The following is an 18,206-nucleotide window of genomic DNA, read 5'->3' as shown; positions in this document are numbered from 1 at the left end:
TGGTTATGGCGGTGCGCAAAACGGGGCCCGGTGAGTCGCATGTAACGGCCGGCGAGGAATATCCGGCGCAAGAAAGAATGAACAGTGCACACTCAGGATCGTTGCAAGGCGCCCAGCCAGCGGCGGATGCGTTGCTCGACGCGCTCAGGAACGCTAACGTAGCGGCCACCGCATCCGATCACGCTTCCCATGACCAAGCCCCCTTCATGCCCGGCCTTGCAACTGGACAACCAGCTCTGCTTCGCCCTGCATTCGACCTCGTTGCTGATGACCAAGGTCTACAAGCCGATGCTTCAGCGCATCGGCCTGACCTACCCGCAATACCTGGCGATGCTCGTGCTGTGGGAAACCGATGGCATCACCGTCGGCGATATCAGCTCCCGCCTGATGACGGACCCGGGATCACTGACACCCTTGCTCAAGCGGCTGGAAACGGAAGGATTGATCACCCGCACTCGCCGTAGCGACGACGAGCGTGTTGTCGAGCTGCGTCTCACCGATAAAGGACGCGCGCTGCAGGAACAAGCCGAGTGCATTCCCGCGAGCATCCTCGGTGCCAGCGGTCAGTCTACCGAAGCCGTTGCAACGCTGAAGGACCAGGTAGTAGCCCTGCGTAGCGCTCTGCTGAAGCTGCTCTGAACCATTGCGGCTCGTCTCGCAACGATAGCTCGGGCTTGAAACGGAATATTATCTTGCGCACAAAGGAATTGCCGGCTAGCTTTCGCTGACATTATTTAGCGCTCAATTATTTTGTGTACAAAGAGGAGAGCCCCATGCAGACCATCCAAGCTCTGTATACCGCCACCGTTACCGCCACCGGCGGACGCGACGGTCGCGCCGTATCGACGGACGGCAACCTTGACGTCAGGCTGGCCACACCAAGGGAGCTTGGCGGTCAGGGCGGTAACGCGACCAACCCGGAGCAGCTCTTTGCGGCAGGCTACTCGGCCTGCTTCATCGGTGCCTTGAAATTCGTCGCTGGCCAACAGCAGCAGGCGCTTCCGGCAGAAACGTCCATCACCGCCAACGTCGGGATCGGCCAGATTCCGGGTGGTTTCGGCCTGGAAGTCGCGCTGCAGGTCAGCCTGCCGGGACTGGACCGAGAACTGGCCCAGCGGCTGGTCGAAGCCGCCCATCAGGTATGCCCCTACTCCAACGCAACCCGCGGAAATATCCAGGTTAGCTTGTTGCTGGTCTGACGCCACGGTCCCAGGCAGCCCGGAGGCATGGTACCTCCGGGCTCAGCAGGCGGACTTCAGATCCGCAGTGCTACACCGAGGCGCAGCTCGCGGCCCGGCTCGTAGCTACCACGCACGCCTTCGTACCCGGGGATGTGTTCGAAATCCTCGTTACTAGCGTGATCCAGGTACTGCTTGTCGAAGATATTCTTCAGCGTCAGGTTCACCACCAGCCGATCATTACTCAGCGCTGACCATTGGGCGTAGAGGTCGTGCACACCATAGCCAGGCTTGTCCAGCGTGCCCACACCGGTACGCAGCGAATCGACGCCGCTGACGAAGCGCCCCTGCCAACCGAAGGACAAAGCATCACTGACGCGATAGTCGGCAAAACCGGTCCAGGTATCGCCGACCGTCGTGCCGAGACCGTTGTGCTCATAGACATTCAGATCGTTGCCGTCGAGCTCGACGTCGTTGTGGTGATAGCTCAGGCCGATGCTCAGCTGCTGCCAGTGATAGGCGCCTTGCAATAGCACGCCCTGGCTTTCCAACGTTCCGCCGTTCACGTAGAAATTGGGCCTTCCGCTTGGATCGTAGATCGCATTGCGAATGCGCGTATCGTAGATTTTGCCCGATAGCTCCGCCCCGCCGCGGCGGAACTCGAAACCCAGTTCGTTGGTACGGGCCTTTTCTGCGTCGAGGCTGGGATCGTTTCCGGCGGCATCCAGCTTGAAGGCATCGCGCACCTGCGCACCTCGCAGGGCCTGGGCGTGGCCCGCAGTGAGCGCCAGCAAAGGGGTCAGCTGATAGCGCAGGCTGACGTTCGGGCTGAAGCCGGCATCGGCGAAGTCTTGTCCGTCACGGTCATCGAGACGATAGCGATCGTAACGAACCCCCATACCCAACAGCAGCTTGCTGGTGAGCTGATAACTGTCCTGCAGATACAGGCCCAGCACGCTGCCCTCTTCCTGATCCAGGCTTCGATCACCGTCCGGCCCCAGGCGGGTGCGGTCGTCACGGTAGTCAACCCCATAAGTCAGGCGGTGGGCACCCAGCTCGCTGGTATTGCGCACGTCCAGCCCCGCGCTGGTGGTATCGCCGAAGTAGAGCCCCCAGCGCCCGTCCTGCTGCAACTCGGTGGTGGTGTGGTACGTCGTCACTGCAAGGTCGAGGAGTTCGCCATCGAGGGACTTCCAAGCGTAGTTCAGCGTCCAGGTTTCCCGCTCGGTCTCGAGGGGATACAGCGGATTGAAACCGCTCGGAATCCACTGCGGGCGCTGGCTGCGCTCGCCCTCATCGGTCCGCTTCTAGTAGGACAGACGTAGCGTCTGCTCGTCGCTCAGCCGGCCGACCAGCTTGGCGAACCCCAGCTGTTGGCGCGCTCCGGTGCCGAGCACATCGCGCCCGTTGCCGTCTTCGTAGTCGTTCTGGTCCTGGTAACTGGCGACCGCCAGTGCGGACCAGTCGTCTGTAAGCCTTCCGAACAGGCTGGTGCTGGTCTTGTAACCCTCAGCGCTGCTGAAATATCCCCCCTTCAACAAGGCACCTGCACGCTCGCCCGGGCGCAGCAGATCATCCGGATCCTTGGTCACGAAGCGAATCGAGCCGCCGAGGGCCCCTGGTCCGGACGTCGCGTCACCTGTTCCGGCCTGTACTTCGGCTCGTTTGAGCAGTTCAGGCTCGATCCCGATGCGACCGGTATGGTGAAAGGTCTGTCCGGGCTGGCTGGCACCATCAATCGAGATATTCAACAAGGTGTCCTCGAAGCCTCGGAGGTAGAGCTTCTGCGCGACGCCGGGCCCGCCGCCTACGGACACCTCCGGGCTGGACTCGAACACATCCTGCAGGTCAGCCGCCTGATAGTGCTGCAGCTGTTCGGCCTCGACACTGTCTCCCTGGACATGGCTCGCGGTGACCTCGGTGCCGCCCAGCTCCAGAGGCTGGTCAGGTTGTGCCTGGCAGGGCGAGGCACTCAGCAGTGCCGCAAACGATAGCGAGCCGAGCAGGGACAATGGTATGGGGCAGTGTTGCATGCTGAACCTCGAATCATGAATGCGAACGTTTCGTATTCATGATTGTCGCCGAGCATGGCCCTCGGCTGAATCACTTTTACAACTGTTACGCCGGGGCCTCATTGCGCGGCAACCAGATGGACATGCACAAGCCGCCTTGCTCATGGTTTCGCGCCGCCAGTCGCCCGCCGATTGCGCAGACCTGACGCTGCGCCAGGGCCAGCCCCAGACCGAACCCCGAACGGGCAGCGCTTAATCGCTCGAATGGCTGGAAGATCCGCTCGAGCCACTGCGACGGTACGCCGGGTCCTTCATCGATGATGTCAAGGCGGTAGGCTTGCGGTTCGCTAAACAGCTGCACCCGCACCCGTCCGCCCGCTGGAGTATGGTCAAGGGCATTGCGCACGATGTTCTCGATCGCCTGACCGAGTGCGCGATGACAGCTACCTACCAGCTCCGCCTCTGCAGGAAGCTGCGTTTCGATGCCGCGGTCCGGATACTCGAAGCTAGCATCGTCGAGGATGCTGTCGAGCAGGTCGGTGAGGTCCAGGGTTTCGTCTCGCAACCGCGGCTGCTCGGTCTCGAGCCAGCTCAAGGTCAGCGCATCCTCGACCAGGCGCCGCATGGCCGCGCACTCCTGGCGCATGCGTGGCATCAGCACTGCCGGGTCTGCACCCTGCTCTGCCAGGCTGACCGCCATCTCGATGCGCGCCAGCGGCGTGCGCAGCTCGTGCGACATTTCGGCCAGACGCCGGCGCTGATCGATGATCAGCCCGCCGATGCGCTCGGCCATTGCGTCGAAGGTTTCCGCCAACCCCGCCAGTTCATCGCGACGCGAGCCGAGCAAGGCGCCAGCCCGCGCGCTGTAGTCACCTTCGCTGAACTGACGGGTCGCCTGCTCCAGACGATTCAACGGCTGCATCAGGTGCCGATACAACAGCAGGCAACCGATCACCAGCAGGACCAGCGGCAGCACCAGCTCGAGCAACAGTCGCGCTGGGTACCAGTAATGTCCGGGACGCATACGCTGTGGCAGCTGGATCAGAAAATGGCGTTGCCCATCGGCGAACGGCACGTCCATGATCGGGTTGTCCTGAAAGTAGAGATGAATCTTCCAAGATGGATCACGACCCAGACTGAACTCGCGCAGGAACCGTTCGGACAGTTCGCTACCGGCCAGTGCCTGCAATCGCGGTTCGACGATCGCTGCCCAGGTCTGCTCGCGTTGCTGCAGGCCCTGGAGCCACTGCTGCAGGGCCTGCGCGTCACCCGCGCGATGGAGTGCCTCGGCCTGTTCGGCGTACTGACGCAAGGTCTGCTGATGCTCGGCGTCGATAAAGCTCATCTGCTCCTCCGCCTGGCCGCTCAGCCGGGCAATGACCCAGAACAGCGCAACGCTGCCCAATGCCACGCCCAGGCAAAGTTTCCAGAACAATCGCCTGTTCATTGAAAGCTGTATCCGCGGCCATGCAGCGTCTGCAGACGGTCCGCCGCCAGCCCGGCCTCGGTCAGCCGCCGCCGAATCCGGCTGATGTGCATGTCCAGGCTGCGGTCGTAACCGCTGTAGTCGCGCTCGAGCACCACGCGATAGAGATAGGGTTTGGTCAGCACCTCACCGCGTTGCAGGAGCAGCTGCCAGAGCAGGCGGAACTGCAGCGGCGTGAGAGCCAGGTCTTTCTCGGCGACCCGTGCGCGTAGCCCCTGCCGCTCCAGCATCAAGGCGTCGATCTGCAATGATGACGGCTGTGCTGGCCGGCTGTCGGTACTGCGCGTACGGCGCAGGATCGCGTCGATGCGCAGTTGCAATTCGGTCAGGTTGAAGGGTTTGGACAGGTAGTCATCCGCGCCGTGGCGCAGGCCTCGAATGCGCTCTTCTTCCGCACCACAAGCGGTCAGCATGATTACCGGCGTCTGCTGCTGTTCGCGCAGCCGGCGCAACACGGCAAGCCCATTGATGTCCGGCAGCATGACGTCCAGCAGCACCAGATCCGGTGCATCAGCCAGGGCCATTGCCAGGCCGCTCTCCCCCGTCCCACTCAAACGTACTGCATAGCCCTGCAGGCGCAACAATTCACCAAGCTGAATGCTCAGCAGTTCGTCATCCTCGATGACCAGGACATCAGCCAGATAGCGGCCCATCGCCCCTCCCTGTCGATGGGAAATCCCATCAGATGAAGATAATTATTCTCATCTAGTTTACTCAGGAGGAGCGATCGCTTGCTACAAGCCAACGGCCGCATCGCAAACGCTCTGGCTCGCTCGTGACACATCACCTAGCGACGAAAGCGAAACGCCGTCGTCTCGAGTTGCTCAATTGCGGAAGAACAGCACCGTCATGGCCGAACCCGTGACGATCACGACAGCCCGCACGAATGCCGGCGGCAACTTTCGGCCGACGCGCGCCATGAAGTAACCCCCGACACTGGCAGCCAGCATCATGACCAGCGCCTCTTTCCACAGGATGGCCCCGCCAAACGCGTAGACCGACACCGCGATGGCCGTCAGCACCGACGAAACCAGATTCTTTAGCCCTTGCATGGAGTTGATGCTGCTATGGCCGAGCAGGCTGAACGCGGCCAGCAGGACGATACCCAATCCGCCGTTGAAGTAGCCTCCGTAGATACTCACTACTGCCAGTGTGCAACCTTGCAGCCAGGCGCCGGCTTCGCCTTCACGGGCATTGCCGCTGAACATGCGTAACAGCCATGGGCCGAATGCGAACAGCAACGTAGCGAACAGCAGGAGCCAGGGCACGATGGCGCGGAACATTTCGTCAGGAGTCGTCAACAGCAAAGCCGCGCCAATGGCGCCGCCGCCCAGGCTGATGGCAATGACTGCGCCCATCGTCAGCGTGGCCGGCGGTTTGAGGTCCTCGCGATATCCCCAGGTGCTGGCGAAGTAGCCGGGCAAGAGCGCAAGCGTTCCGGATGCATTGGCCGCGACGGCGGGCACCCCCGCATAAACCAGAGCCGGGAAGGTGAAAAAGCTCCCGCCACCGGCGATAGCGTTCAAGCCGCCGCCGAGAAATGCCGCCACAAGCAGAATTAGCCAGGTGGTGAGTGAATGGTCCATGCGCTACTTACTCCTGTTCCTTCAATGGGTGGGTGGCGTGATCGAGCGATCTGGCGAGGGCTTCCAGCGCGGGGGTCAGGAGCTCGCTGGCCGCTATGGCGGCTCGCTCAGGACAGCCGCTGCGGATGGCCTCGTAGAGTGCGGCATGGGCCTGATAGGTCGGCTCGGGGAGTTGATGCTCCGCTTCCGTTCTGACGATGGTGTTCTGCAGGCCAGCCCAGAAAAACTGGTACATCTCCAGCAACGTAGCGTTATGGCTGGCCCGGACAATATTCAGATGAAACTGCGCGTCTCGCTGAGCGAAGTCCGCCAACGAGGCGTCATCGCTCCAGCTTCCTCTCGCCCCAAGCGCGTCGTGGATGGCCTGCAGATCCTCTTCGCTGCGGCGAGACGCAGCGAGGCGCGCCGCCTCCACCTCCAGAGCACGACGAACCTCCAACTGGTCGTGCAGGGCCGCGCGCTCCAAGTGCTGGAGCAGGCCAGCAGGGTCGCGGACAGAGCGCACGAATGTTCCGGCGCCCTGGCGAACCTCCAGGACACCGGTATGCACCAGCGCCCTTACCGCTTCGCGAACCGTGTTGCGTCCTACGCCCAACGACTCGCTGAGCTGACTTTCCGTGGGGATCCGCGCACCGCATGGCCACTGCCCCGCTGTGATCTGCGAACGCAGTTGTCCAATCACCTGTTCAACCAATGACGAACGCGCCGTTTGCTGCAGAGCCATATCGACCACTCCCTACAAATTGAGCCGATCATAGGATGAATTATCAGCAGCGACAACGAGCGAACCGATTTCGACGCCTAGACCTCTGTAGAACGTGGCTCAAGAAGACTAACCTCCGCTGGTCGGCAACCGACAAAGGCACGGCCAGGTCTGCAAAACTGAAGAGGCATCGATAGCCTTGCCAGCGAGATGCCTATGCACACCACCTACAACATTGCTCTGGTCAGCCTGTCCATCCTGATCGCCATCGCCGGCTCGTTCACGGCTCTGGACCTTGCCAGTCGAAGCAAGGTCGCCACAGGCTGGGCGCGCCACGCCTGGCTGGCCGCCGCAGCCGCCTGCATGGGCGGCAGCATCTGGTCGATGCATTTCATCGGCATGCTAGCGTTCGGCATGCCGGGCATGGAGATCCGCTACGACCTGCCCCTGACGCTCTGGTCCTTCATCGTGCCGATGGTGGTGACGGCCATCAGTTTCTTTGCGGTAGGCATCCGGGGCTCGAAGCGCTCCACGCTTGGCATCGGCGGGCTGTTCATGGGGCTCGGCATAGGTGCAATGCACTATATGGGTATGGCAGCCATGACCATGAACGCCGAGCTCAGCTACGACGGCTTGTGGGTGGCAATTTCCTTCGCCATCGCCATTGGCGCCTCGACCGTGGCCCTGTGGCTGGCGGCCAAGGGGACCCGGCCCCTTCTACAGGCTGTGTCAGCGATAGCGATGGGTTTCGCAATCGCCGGCATGCACTACTCCGCCATGGTCGGCGCGCACTTCAGCCCCCTGAACGCCACCCAACCTGCCCTGCCGGGTGAAGGCCTGGATCTCGTGTCCCTCGCATCGGCCGTCTCGGGCTCGACGTTCGTGGTTCTGTTCTTCGGCCTTGCCGCCTCCCTGCATGATCGGCGCCGCGCGATGGTGAGCGAGCAGAAAGCGGCCGCGCTGCGGCGTAGCGAGGAACGCTTCAAGGAGCTCTACAGCAAGACGCCGCTGCCGCTGCACTCGTTGGATACGGACGGACACCTGCGGTCGGTGAGTGACGCCTGGCTCGCGCTGGTCGGTTACCGTCGTCAGGACGTCATCGGGCGCAAGCTGATCAGTTTCATGACCCCAGAATCGGCTCGCCAGCTGATCGAGCACGACTGGCCCCGGCTAGTCGCCACGGGTGAATGCCTGAACGCCGAATATCGCCTCGTTGCCCGGGCCGGCCTGTTCGTCGACGTGCTGGCGTCCACCCGGATCGAAGCCGCCGCCGAGGGCGCGTTGATCCTTGGTGGCCTGGTGGACGTCACCGAGCGCAGGCAGGCCGAAGCGGCATTGCGCCAGGCTCAGAAAATGGAGGCCATCGGCAAGCTGACCGGCGGAATCGCCCACGATTTCAATAACCTGCTGGCGGTGGTCGGCGGTAACCTCGAACTGCTACGCAAGCGCCTTCCGGATGGCGAGTCGCGCATCGACAGCCTAATCGAGAACGCCTTGCAAGCCGCCCAGCGCGGAGCGGGTCTGGTGCAACGCTTGCTCACGTTTGCCCGCAAGCAGGAGCTACGCCCAAGCTCGGTGCTGCTTCCCGATCTGGTGATGGGCATGCGGGAGCTGCTACAGCGGTCTGTCGAGGCCAACATCACCGTCGACATGCGCTTTCCGTTGAATCTGCCGCCGGCCTTCGTGGACGCCAACCAGCTGGAGATGGTGCTGATTAATTTGGTCGTCAACGCACGCGACGCGATGCCAGGCGGCGGCACGATCTGCATCGAGGGCCAATACCACCCCGCCGCCAACGACAACGCAACGCCTGGAAACGAGCACGTCGTGCTACTGGTACGGGACGATGGCTGCGGTATGCCCCAGGAGATTCTGTCCCGCGCCACAGAACCCTTCTTCACCACGAAGGGCCCCGGCAAGGGCACCGGTCTCGGGCTGTCGATGGCTCACGGTCTGGCTGAGCAATCGGGCGGGCGTCTTGAGATCCGCAGCACACCGGGCGAAGGCACGGCGATCGAGCTTTGGCTTCCAGCGGCCAAGCCGCAAGAACGCGCCGAAGACAAGAGCACCTCGGCGGCTGCAAGCCCTTGGACCCGCACGGCAGCCAAGGCTTCTCTTACCGTGCTCGTCGTTGACGACGATCCACTGGTTCTGGAAAACACGTCGGCGCTGCTCGAGGATCTCGGCTATAGAGTGACCGCCGTTGACAACTGTGAGGCCGCCCTCTGCCTGCTCCGACGGCAGGACGACTTCGACATCCTGGTCACCGATCACATGATGCCCGGCATGACCGGCGCTCAGTTGGCCGAGACCATACGCACCGAGCGACCGGGCCTTCCCGTTCTGCTGGTCAGTGGCTACGCCGATCTGGCCGAAGGCAACCGCCGCCTGCATACACTGGCCAAGCCCTTCAATCAGGAATCCTTGGTGCATGCGATGAATCAGGCGATGGATCGGCCGGAATCTGGCGTAGTCGTGGAGCTTTACCCATCACACTGAAAGCTCACCTCGATGCGCTCAAGATGAATCCATCCCGAGCTCGTTGCCGAGGCGTTCGTGACAGGGCAACAGAAACATCAGCGCACGCCGCGGTCTTCGGCTGCGTCCAGCCATACGGGCTCCGCCTCGAAAGCGGCTCGCAGCACCTCCATGAAGGCCGGCGCTTCCGGAACGGTGATAGGACCGAAGGCCGTGACCGCTATCCCCAGCGACCAGGAATTCATCACGGCCGCGCCCGCAAATCTCTTCACGCCATCGAGGAAGACATCCTCATGCCGCTGCGCGATAGCAAGGCCGCCCAGCTGGCGCTGGATCATGCCCATCATCGTTCCGGCCAGAACCTGCGCACGCGGCCAGACAACCGAACGGCCGTCCCAGAAAGCAAGATTCCAGATGGTCGCCTCGCCAAGGCGCCCATGCCGGTCGACGAAGGCCGCATCGTCGAAACCCTGCGCCACGGCCTTGCGCAGGTAATGGGTTTTCGCGCCCTCACCGACATGCTTTATGCCAGGGTGGTATCGCTGATGCTCGACGACGCTCAGCCGAAGCGGCCCCCGAGGACCATCCGACGGAGGTCCGGTACGGACCAGCAGACTCGGCTCGGTACTGCCGCTTGCGGCGGTGAATTCGCCCTCAGGTGAGAACGCCGTTACGGTGAGCGACTGATCCTGGGGACCGATTTCGATCGCACGACGGACACTGCGCATCACGGTATCGTCGGATGGCGCCCGACCGAACAGTTCGATCGAGGCGCTCTTCAGGCGCGCCAGGTGCAGGTCGAGACCCTTGACCCCGCGGCCCCTCACCTGCAAAGCGGTGAAGTGCGCGAATCCGGCGAATGCTAAAGGCGCCAGATCACACGCAGTTGCCGGCACTTCGTTGAGCAGTATCGGGTAAGTTTCGCGATGTGATGCCATGGGAATGCTCCTCACCTTTCGATTGGGAGCATCGAGTGTAAAATCTGACAGCACTGTTAGAGTCAAGCCCAATATCAAGATCGGCGAACTGTCCAGACGATGCGAAGTGAGCGTCCGCATGCTGCGCTACTACGAGGAGCAAGGGCTCCTCAAGCCGCAACGCAGCCAAAGCGGCTTCAGGGAATATGGGCCTCGGGAACAGCAAACAGTCGAGCGAATCAAGCTGCTGGGCTCCGCAGGCATGACGCTCACCACGATCAAGCAGTTTCTGCCGTGCATTCGGGGCGAAGGTCATCTCTTGGAACCGTGCGAAGAACTCCGCTCCACGCTGATCGGGCAGATCGCCCTGATCGACCAGAAAACCGAAAAGCTCATGCACAGCCGCAAGGTGCTCGAGAGGTTTTTGCTGGAAGTCCAGTGAAGCCCCCTCAACGGTTGCAGTGGCACAGCAAGGAGCTTCCCCCTACGATCAGCTGGTCCGCATCCTTTAGCGAGACGGACCCTGCGCGGCCGTTCCCTTAGAAGAACTCATCGAGCAGTCGGTAAACGCGCACGCAACAGATCGGACGCTTCGATCCCATAGCATTCCAGGACCACCTGAACCCATTCCTCTCACGGTTCTTCGGCGATATTGCGACAGGCCGCTCAGCCCCGGAAACAGGACGTTGGGCAAACATGCATCGAGCATCCCAGGCTGGGCGCTGAAGAGACACGTACGGCACCCGGCACCAGCGATTACGTACGCGAAAGGCCATTTCCTGAAGTATATCTGCGGCTATGCGCGCCCATCTTCTATAGATGTCGAATTCGATGGCAAAGGCTATTTCGAAAGGCTCCACATGCTGGGCTGGCTACTTAACTTTGAAGGCTAAGTACCGCTCTCGTTGCGCACCCTTTTTTCCGTGGGAGCACACTGGGAACGCTAACCCAGACTCGCGCTACCCAGAAACGCGAAAGCCCCGGAATCCGGGGCTTTCAGCTTTTCACATGGTGCGGACGGAGAGACTCGAACTCTCACACCTTGCGGCGCCAGAACCTAAATCTGGTGTGTCTACCAATTTCACCACGTCCGCCAAGCGGGCTAAACGAAAACGCCAGGCAGTGCCTGGCGTTCTCGAGAATATGGGGTGGACGAAGGGGATCGAACCCTCGACACCAGGAGCCACAATCCTGTGCTCTACCAACTGAGCTACGCCCACCATATTGCATTTGCTTGTGCCAGAGCCCGAAATGGCGCACCCGGCAGGATTCGAACCTGCGACCATCCGCTTAGAAGGCGGATGCTCTATCCAGCTGAGCTACGGGCGCTTTTATCTGCATTCTGTTCGGAGCGCAGACTTGAAGCTCCGGCTATTGAAAGAAGTCGCCTTCTCCGTAAGCCATCTTACCCAGCAGCAGGCTGTGCTCGACAAGCGGGGCGAATGTTATAGAGGCTCCAAACAGTCGTCAACAGCAAATTGAAAAAAATTTCAGTTAGATAAAGGGGTTACAGATGACGAACGCTGCTTCGCCTTTGCCGTATCGCTACGACATGCGAGAATACGCGCCCTTTCCAAGTCCTCTCCAATGGTTAACCAAGCGTCATGACCGCAAAACTGATCGACGGTAAAACGATTGCTGCCAACATTCGCCAACAGATCTCCGGTCGTGTTGCCGAACGTCGCGCCCAAGGGCTCCGCGCACCCGGCCTCGCCGTGATTCTGGTCGGCAGCGATCCAGCCTCCCAGGTGTACGTGGCGCACAAGCGCAAAGATTGCGAGGAGGTGGGCTTCAACTCTGTCGCCCATGATCTGCCAAGCGATACCCGCCAGGAAGACCTGTTGGCCCTGATCGATCAGCTCAATGACGACTCTTCGATCGACGGCATTCTCGTCCAGCTGCCTCTGCCCAAGCATCTCGATGCATCCCAGCTGCTGGAGCGCATCCGCCCGGACAAGGACGTAGACGGTTTCCACCCCTATAACGTCGGCCGCCTCGCGCAGCGTATGCCATTGCTGCGCCCATGCACGCCGAAAGGCATCATGACGCTGCTTGAGAGCACCGGAGTCGACCTGCATGGGCTGGATGCGGTCGTGGTCGGCGCCTCGAACATCGTCGGGCGGCCTATGGCGCTGGAGCTGCTGTTGGCCGGCTGCACCACTACCGTAACCCACCGCTTTACCCGCAATCTCGAAGAGCACGTAAGGCGAGCCGACCTGGTCGTGGTCGCAACCGGCATCACTGGCCTGGTCAAGGGTGAATGGATCAAGCCCGGCGCAATCGTCATCGACGTCGGCATCAACCGCCAGGCTGATGGCCGTCTGCTCGGCGACGTGGAATTCGAACCAGCCAGCGAGCGCGCCGCATGGATCACCCCGGTGCCGGGCGGCGTCGGCCCGATGACCCGCGCCTGCCTGCTGGAAAATACCCTGCACGCCGCAGAACATCTGCACGACTGATCGTGAACGACGCAAACAAGAACGGCGCCCTTCGGCGCCGTTTTTGTTTGCATTGGACTATTCAGCCAGACGCCAGGTCGTCCCGCCCTTGCCGTCCTCCAGCACCACCCCCATGGCGCTGAGCTGATCGCGGATACGGTCGGACTCGGCCCAGTTCTTTTCCGCTCTCGCCGCCAAACGCGCGGCGATCAGCGCCTCGACCTCGGCAGCGTCAACCTTGCCAGCAGCTCCCGCCTGCAGGAAGGCATCGGGCTCCAACTGCAGTACGCCGAGCACACCGGCAAGCGCCTTGAGCTGAGCAGCCAGTGCGCCGGCAGCAGCAAGATCGGTCTCGCGCAGGCGATTGACCTCACGCACCATATCGAACAGCACCGCGCACGCTTCTGGCGAGTTGAAATCGTCGTCCATCGCTGCGCCGAAGCGCGCCACGAACGCTTCCCCACCAGCAGGCGCCGCGTCAGGCATGCCTTTCAAGCCGTTGTAGAAGCGCTCCAGCGCACCTTTGGCTTCGCGCAGGCTGTCCTCGGAGTAGTTGATTGGACTGCGGTAGTGGCTGGACACCAGCAGGTAGCGCACCACCTCCGGGTGGTACTTCTCCAGCACCTCGCGGATGGTGAAGAAATTGCCCAGACTTTTGGACATCTTCTCGCCGTCGACCCGCACCGCGCCAGCGTGCATCCAGACATTGGCGTACTGCTTGCCGGTCGCGGCCTCGCTCTGCGCGATCTCGTTCTCATGGTGCGGAAACACCAAATCCGGGCCGCCACCATGGATGTCGAACGTCTCGCCCAGGCAGCAGGTGGACATTACCGAACACTCGATATGCCAACCGGGACGCCCAGGGCCCCACGGCGAATCCCAACTCGGCTCGCCAGGCTTGGCGCCCTTCCACAGTACGAAGTCCAGCGGATCTTCCTTGGCTTCGTCCACCTCGATGCGCGCGCCGATCTTCAGATCCTCGATCTTGCGCCGCGAGAGTTTGCCGTAACCGACGAATTTGCCGACCCGGTAGTAGACGTCACCGTTGCCCGGCGCATAAGCGAAGCCCTTGTCGATCAGGGTCTGGATCATCGTATGCATGCCGGCGATATGGTCGGTGGCGCGAGGTTCGAGATCCGGACGCAACACGTTGAGGCGCGTCTCGTCTTCATGCATTGCCGCAATCATGCGCTCGACCAGCGCCTGGAACGGCTCGCCGTTATCAGTGGCACGGCGGATGATCTTGTCATCGATGTCGGTGATGTTGCGCACGTAGGTCACGTCGTAGCCGCGCTGGCGCAGCCAGCGGGTAACCACGTCGAACGCCACCATCACCCGTGCATGACCGATGTGGCAGAAGTCGTAGACCGTCATCCCGCAGACGTACATGCGCACCTTGTTGCCTTCCAGCGGGCGGAACGCTTCCTTGGTCTTGCTCAGCGTGTTGTAGATCGCCAGCGCCATCATTGACCCCAGGAGTCACGCAGCGTGACGGTGCGATTGAACACAGGAGCGCCGGGCTTGCTGTCCTTCATGTCGGCGCAGAAATAGCCTTCACGCTCGAACTGAAAGCGCTCTTCAGGAGCCACATCCGCCAGCGAAGGCTCGGCGCGACACCCCTTGAGCACGACGAGCGAATCGGGGTTGATATTGTCCAGGAAGCTGCCGCCCTCCTCGTCCTTCTCAGGATTGGCGGAACGGAACAGACGATCGTACAGACGCACCTCGCACTCGACGCTTTCGGCAGCCGGCACCCAGTGGATCACACCCTTGACCTTGCGGCCTTCGGGGTTCTTGCCCAAGGTATTTTCGTCGTAGCTGCAGCGCAGCTCGACGACATTTCCAGCCTCATCCTTGATCGCCTCATCGGCACGGATCACGTAGCTGCCGCGCAGTCGCACTTCGCCGCCAGGAACCAGTCGTTTGAAGCCCGCCGGCGGGACTTCTTCGAAGTCGCCCGCATCGATGTAGATCTCGCGGCTGAACGGCAGCACCCGCACCCCCATGTCCTGCTTCGGATGACGCGGCAGCTCGAGGTTTTCGCTCTTCCCTTCCGGATAGTTGGTAATCACCACCTTGAGTGGCTTGAGCACGCACATGGCACGCGCGGCGTTGGCGTCCAGGTCTTCGCGAATCGCAAATTCCAGCATGCCGATGTCAACAACGCCGCCTGCGCGATTCACACCGATCATGTCGCAAAAGTTGCGGATCGAGGCCGGGGTGTAGCCGCGGCGCCGGAAGCCGGAGAGCGTCGACATGCGCGGGTCGTCCCAACCGCTCACGTGGTTCTCATCCACCAGCTGCTTGAGCTTGCGCTTGCTGGTGATGGTGTAGTTCAGGTTGAGACGGGCGAACTCGTACTGGCGCGGCTGGGCCGGTACCGGCAGGTTGGCCAGGAACCACTCGTACAACGGGCGATGATCCTCGAATTCGAGGGTGCAGATTGAATGCGTGATGCCCTCGATGGCGTCCGACTGCCCGTGAGTGAAGTCGTAGCTCGGATAGATGCACCACTTGTCACCGGTCTGGTGATGGTGCGCATGGCGAATGCGATAGAGGATCGGGTCGCGCAGATTCATGTTCGGCGAGGCCATATCGATCTTCGCCCGCAACGCACGGGCGCCATCCGGGAACTCGCCTGCCTTCATGCGGGCGAAGAGGTCGAGGTTCTCCTCCACCGAACGCTCGCGGAACGGGCTGTTCTTGCCAGGCTCGGTCAGGCTGCCACGGTATTCACGGGCCTGCTCGGGTGTCAGGTCGCAGACATAGGCCTTGCCCGCCTTGATCAGCTCTATCGCCCAGTCATGCAGCTGATCGAAATAGTTGGAGGCGTAGCGTTCCTCGCCGGCCCACTGGAAGCCCAGCCACTGCACGTCGCTCTTGATCGCGTCGATGTACTCCTGGTCTTCCTTGGCCGGGTTGGTGTCATCGAAGCGCAGGTTGCACTCGCCACCGAACTCCTTTGCCAGGCCGAAGTTCAGGCAAATCGACTTGGCATGCCCGATGTGCAGATAGCCATTGGGCTCCGGCGGGAAGCGGGTGACGATCTTGGCGTGCTTGCCGGAGTCCAGATCAGCCTGGACGATCGGACGGAGAAAATTGCTAGCGGCGGGAGTCTCGGGCTTGCTCATGATGTCCTTAACGTCAGCGAGTGTGCGGCTTAAGAGAGGCTTACAAATATAACGAGCGATGGCCAGGCAGTGAGATCAGCGCAAAAAGCGGAATGTACAAAGTCGTACTTAAGCATTTTGAGACCATTTCAACGTCGCAGGGCCGAGTGCAGTAGCTTGTAAATGCCCTCTCAGGGTAGGCCGACCAAATGTCGGGTAGGGACAGGCCATTACTGGCCCGTCCCCCCCTAAGAACCGTACGTGCGGCTTTCACCGCATACGGCTCAAGTTTACGAAAAGTCAGCTGATGGCTGACCGGCAACAATGTCGCGTGATCTTAACATTCCAGACCACCGTATCGCAGAGTTACCTTTTCACGCCGGCTGTGCACCAGCGCATGACAGTTGGGATGAAGCAGCACGCGATTGCTCAAGGTATCCGGTCCGCCGTCCACACGCCTGATGACGTGATGGTCGTGCCAACCGGTCTCCTTGCTGATCGCATGCCCGCACAGGGCACAAAGCCCCTTCTGTCTGCGGAAGATGCTGAGTATTTGCCCCCGATAACGCAGCTTGTGCTGCATCCGCTGGACCCTCAACGCCTCCCACTTCAGCTCATGCGCCGCGTCGTAGGGCTGATACTCACCCGGTAAACGCTTGTGACGCACGATTGCGGTTTCCGCCAGCTTGTACAGCTGTCGGTAATGCCTTTCTCCCTTGCCATTTTTGTAGGGATACGCAAACACCCAGTTCTGCCCACCTATGGATCGGAAGTATTTATTCCTGATCCAGTCAGCCGACTTCTTCGAGTGCCTACGCTTCGCCCACCTCCAGAGTCGCCAGAAAATCAGGCTATCCAGCTTGCTGAAGGTCTGTTTTGCCACGACCGGGGAGTGGTATTGCGCCCACCCCTTCAGTACCGGGTTCAGCTGGCCGATCAACGCATCCTGCGTCAGTGCCCCGCTGTTTTTGATGATCTCTCGCACTTTCCGATAGAACGCCGAGGCGTTCTTCTTCGAGGGTTTGATCAGCAGCTTGGCCTTCCTATACGGCGATTTCGGCACGTACTTCCTGAAACTCCACCCTAGAAAATCGAAGCCTTGATTGATGTGCGTGATCTGCGTTTTCGCCTGTGACAGCGCAACTCCTCGTACCGACAGAAATTGCTCTACCCATGGCTTGACCTCGTCCTCCAGCAGCTCTTTCGAGGCTGCCGTAACGACAAAGTCATCCGCATAGCGCACACACTGCACTTTGATCTTCTTAGCTTTTTTGGCTCCCAATTTCTGCACCAGATGGCGCTTCAGTTGGGTTTCCAAGCCATTCAAGGTGGCGTTTGCCAGACAGGGCGAGATAATTCCTCCCTGCGGCGTCCCGGCCTCCGTAGCCATGAGTTGTCGCCGGTCGATAACCCCGGCCTTCAACCACTTGCGCAGCACCGTCCTGTCCATCGGAACATTCCGGCACAGCCATTCATGGTTGATGTTGTCGAAGAAACCTTTGATGTCGCCTTCCAGAATCCAGACCGGCGCCGTTTGTGGCGACAGCAGGTGGAAAAGCTCGACCATTGCGTCAGCAGTCGAACGATCTGGGCGAAATCCATAGGATTTCGGATCGCTGGTGCTTTCGATTACAGGTTCCAACGCTTGCAGATACAGCGCCTGCATGGCCCGATCCAACATCGTCGGGATACCCAGTGGGCGTTTCTCTGGCTTGCCGGGCTTCGGTATCCATACCCGCCGTAGCGGCTTGGGCCGATAGCCTCGCTTTTTCGACAGACGTCCCACGGCCTGGAGCTTGGCCTGAGGCGTTCCCCAGGTTTCTCCATCGACACCCGGCGTCTTGCGACCCCGGTTCTCCGTGACTCGCCTTACAGCCAGACAGCGGCCATAGAACGAGTGGGTCAGCAGTCGTTGCAGGCGTTTAACCCTGCGCCAGTCGCCTTCCCCAGTTGCCTGCGCAATCTTTAGCTGCATCTTCCGAACGGATTGTTGAATCCTGGCCCAATCTAGATCGTGCCAGTTCGTCATCCCGTCGAAGGACGCAGACGCGACCGGTGCTGCTGGTTGCGTTTTCATACTGTCCTCCTGGTATGCACGACATTCAGGACGGACTACTCCCCTATGGGCAGTAGTCGCCCATAGGGTCGTTTGTTATCGCTGGAATCAGCGGCTATGTTTTGCGCTCGTAAACCAGATGCACGTCAGCCAGGGTTGCCCCTGCCGGTGATGTTTCAACCGGTATGCCACCCATTACAGGCAGCCCTTCGCTTTTTGCATCCTCCCATTCCCCACACCCA

At 61.1% G+C, this 18,206-nt stretch carries 15 protein-coding genes and 3 tRNA genes; 5 read left to right on the top strand and 13 right to left on the bottom strand.

Annotated features, from left to right (window positions below; all coding sequences use genetic code 11):
- Positions 1-189 precede the first annotated feature (189 nt).
- Positions 190-639 (top strand): MarR family winged helix-turn-helix transcriptional regulator, encoded by a 450-nt coding sequence (locus HZR81_RS09770; RefSeq protein ID WP_208218431.1) that lies wholly within the window; start codon positions 190-192, stop codon positions 637-639.
- A gap of 134 nt (positions 640-773) precedes the next feature.
- Positions 774-1,199, top strand: a complete 426-nt coding sequence (locus tag HZR81_RS09765) for an organic hydroperoxide resistance protein (protein ID WP_500127979.1) — start codon at positions 774-776, stop codon at positions 1,197-1,199.
- 56 nt (positions 1,200-1,255) lie between these two features.
- Here HZR81_RS09765 and HZR81_RS09760 read toward each other — a convergent pair whose 3' ends face one another.
- The 6 genes from HZR81_RS09760 to HZR81_RS09735 all read right to left on the bottom strand — a co-directional run bounded on the left by HZR81_RS09760 (position 1,256) and on the right by HZR81_RS09735 (position 6,986).
- Complete coding sequence (locus HZR81_RS09760; RefSeq protein WP_500128007.1) at positions 1,256-2,422, bottom strand: TonB-dependent receptor; 1,167 nt, start codon at positions 2,420-2,422, stop codon at positions 1,256-1,258.
- Positions 2,423-2,485: 63 nt separating this feature from the next.
- The gene (locus HZR81_RS09755) at positions 2,486-3,211 is read right to left on the bottom strand and encodes a TonB-dependent receptor plug domain-containing protein (protein ID WP_500127978.1); all 726 of its coding nucleotides are present in this window, start codon (positions 3,209-3,211) and stop codon (positions 2,486-2,488) included.
- An 85-nt stretch (positions 3,212-3,296) separates the two neighbouring features.
- Positions 3,297-4,637 carry a HAMP domain-containing sensor histidine kinase gene (locus HZR81_RS09750; RefSeq protein WP_500127977.1) on the bottom strand — a complete coding sequence of 447 codons (1,341 nt, stop codon included), beginning with the start codon at positions 4,635-4,637 and terminating at the stop codon, positions 3,297-3,299.
- The gene (locus HZR81_RS09745; RefSeq protein ID WP_500127976.1) at positions 4,634-5,329 is read right to left on the bottom strand and encodes a response regulator transcription factor; all 696 of its coding nucleotides are present in this window, start codon (positions 5,327-5,329) and stop codon (positions 4,634-4,636) included. The genes HZR81_RS09750 and HZR81_RS09745 overlap by 4 nt, the downstream gene beginning before the upstream one ends.
- A 171-nt stretch (positions 5,330-5,500) precedes the next feature.
- Entirely contained in the window at positions 5,501-6,262 is a 762-nt protein-coding gene (locus HZR81_RS09740; protein WP_500127975.1) for a sulfite exporter TauE/SafE family protein, read from the bottom strand.
- 7 nt (positions 6,263-6,269) lie between these two features.
- Positions 6,270-6,986 carry a FadR/GntR family transcriptional regulator gene (locus HZR81_RS09735; protein ID WP_270053773.1) on the bottom strand — a complete coding sequence of 239 codons (717 nt, stop codon included), beginning with the start codon at positions 6,984-6,986 and terminating at the stop codon, positions 6,270-6,272.
- A 189-nt stretch (positions 6,987-7,175) separates the two neighbouring features.
- Here HZR81_RS09735 and HZR81_RS09730 point away from each other — a divergent pair, with 189 nt between their 5' ends.
- Entirely contained in the window at positions 7,176-9,464 is a 2,289-nt protein-coding gene (locus HZR81_RS09730) for an MHYT domain-containing protein (protein ID WP_500127974.1), read from the top strand.
- 77 nt (positions 9,465-9,541) lie between these two features.
- Here the strand turns inward: HZR81_RS09730 and HZR81_RS09725 are convergent, their stop codons facing one another.
- Entirely contained in the window at positions 9,542-10,501 is a 960-nt protein-coding gene (locus tag HZR81_RS09725; RefSeq protein WP_500127973.1) for an aminotransferase class IV family protein, read from the bottom strand.
- Here HZR81_RS09725 and HZR81_RS09720 point away from each other — a divergent pair.
- Positions 10,500-10,802: a MerR family transcriptional regulator gene (locus tag HZR81_RS09720; protein ID WP_500127972.1), complete on the top strand. Its 303-nt coding sequence runs from the start codon at positions 10,500-10,502 to the stop codon at positions 10,800-10,802. The two genes, HZR81_RS09725 and HZR81_RS09720, sit on opposite strands and share 2 nt — an antisense overlap.
- Before the next feature lie 567 nt (positions 10,803-11,369).
- Here HZR81_RS09720 and HZR81_RS09715 read toward each other — a convergent pair.
- From HZR81_RS09715 to HZR81_RS09705, 3 genes are all read right to left on the bottom strand, one after another.
- Positions 11,370-11,454 (bottom strand) — tRNA-Leu (locus HZR81_RS09715).
- Positions 11,455-11,504: 50 nt separating this feature from the next.
- A tRNA-His gene (locus HZR81_RS09710) sits at positions 11,505-11,580 on the bottom strand.
- A gap of 32 nt (positions 11,581-11,612) precedes the next feature.
- Positions 11,613-11,689: transfer RNA gene (locus HZR81_RS09705), tRNA-Arg, on the bottom strand.
- 275 nt (positions 11,690-11,964) lie between these two features.
- Here HZR81_RS09705 and folD point away from each other — a divergent pair.
- The gene (gene folD / locus HZR81_RS09700) at positions 11,965-12,819 is read left to right on the top strand and encodes a bifunctional methylenetetrahydrofolate dehydrogenase/methenyltetrahydrofolate cyclohydrolase FolD (protein WP_063543044.1); all 855 of its coding nucleotides are present in this window, start codon (positions 11,965-11,967) and stop codon (positions 12,817-12,819) included.
- A gap of 57 nt (positions 12,820-12,876) precedes the next feature.
- Here the strand turns inward: folD and cysS are convergent, their stop codons facing one another.
- From cysS to ltrA, 3 genes are all read right to left on the bottom strand, one after another.
- Positions 12,877-14,262 carry a cysteine--tRNA ligase gene (gene cysS, locus HZR81_RS09695; RefSeq protein ID WP_500127971.1) on the bottom strand — a complete coding sequence of 462 codons (1,386 nt, stop codon included), beginning with the start codon at positions 14,260-14,262 and terminating at the stop codon, positions 12,877-12,879.
- Positions 14,262-15,929, bottom strand: coding sequence for a glutamine--tRNA ligase/YqeY domain fusion protein (locus tag HZR81_RS09690; protein ID WP_500127970.1), 1,668 nt, complete (start codon positions 15,927-15,929; stop codon positions 14,262-14,264). Before HZR81_RS09690 ends, cysS begins: the two co-directional genes overlap by 1 nt.
- A gap of 316 nt (positions 15,930-16,245) precedes the next feature.
- On the bottom strand, positions 16,246-17,985 hold the full coding sequence (ltrA, locus tag HZR81_RS09685; protein WP_500127969.1) for a group II intron reverse transcriptase/maturase: 1,740 nt from the start codon (positions 17,983-17,985) through the stop codon (positions 16,246-16,248).
- Positions 17,986-18,206: the final 221 nt, after the last annotated feature.

Source organism: Pseudomonas sp. LM13 (genome assembly GCF_041381355.1).
Lineage (GTDB): Bacteria > Pseudomonadota > Gammaproteobacteria > Pseudomonadales > Pseudomonadaceae > Stutzerimonas > Stutzerimonas frequens.
This window is presented reverse-complemented; position numbering and strand designations above follow the sequence as displayed.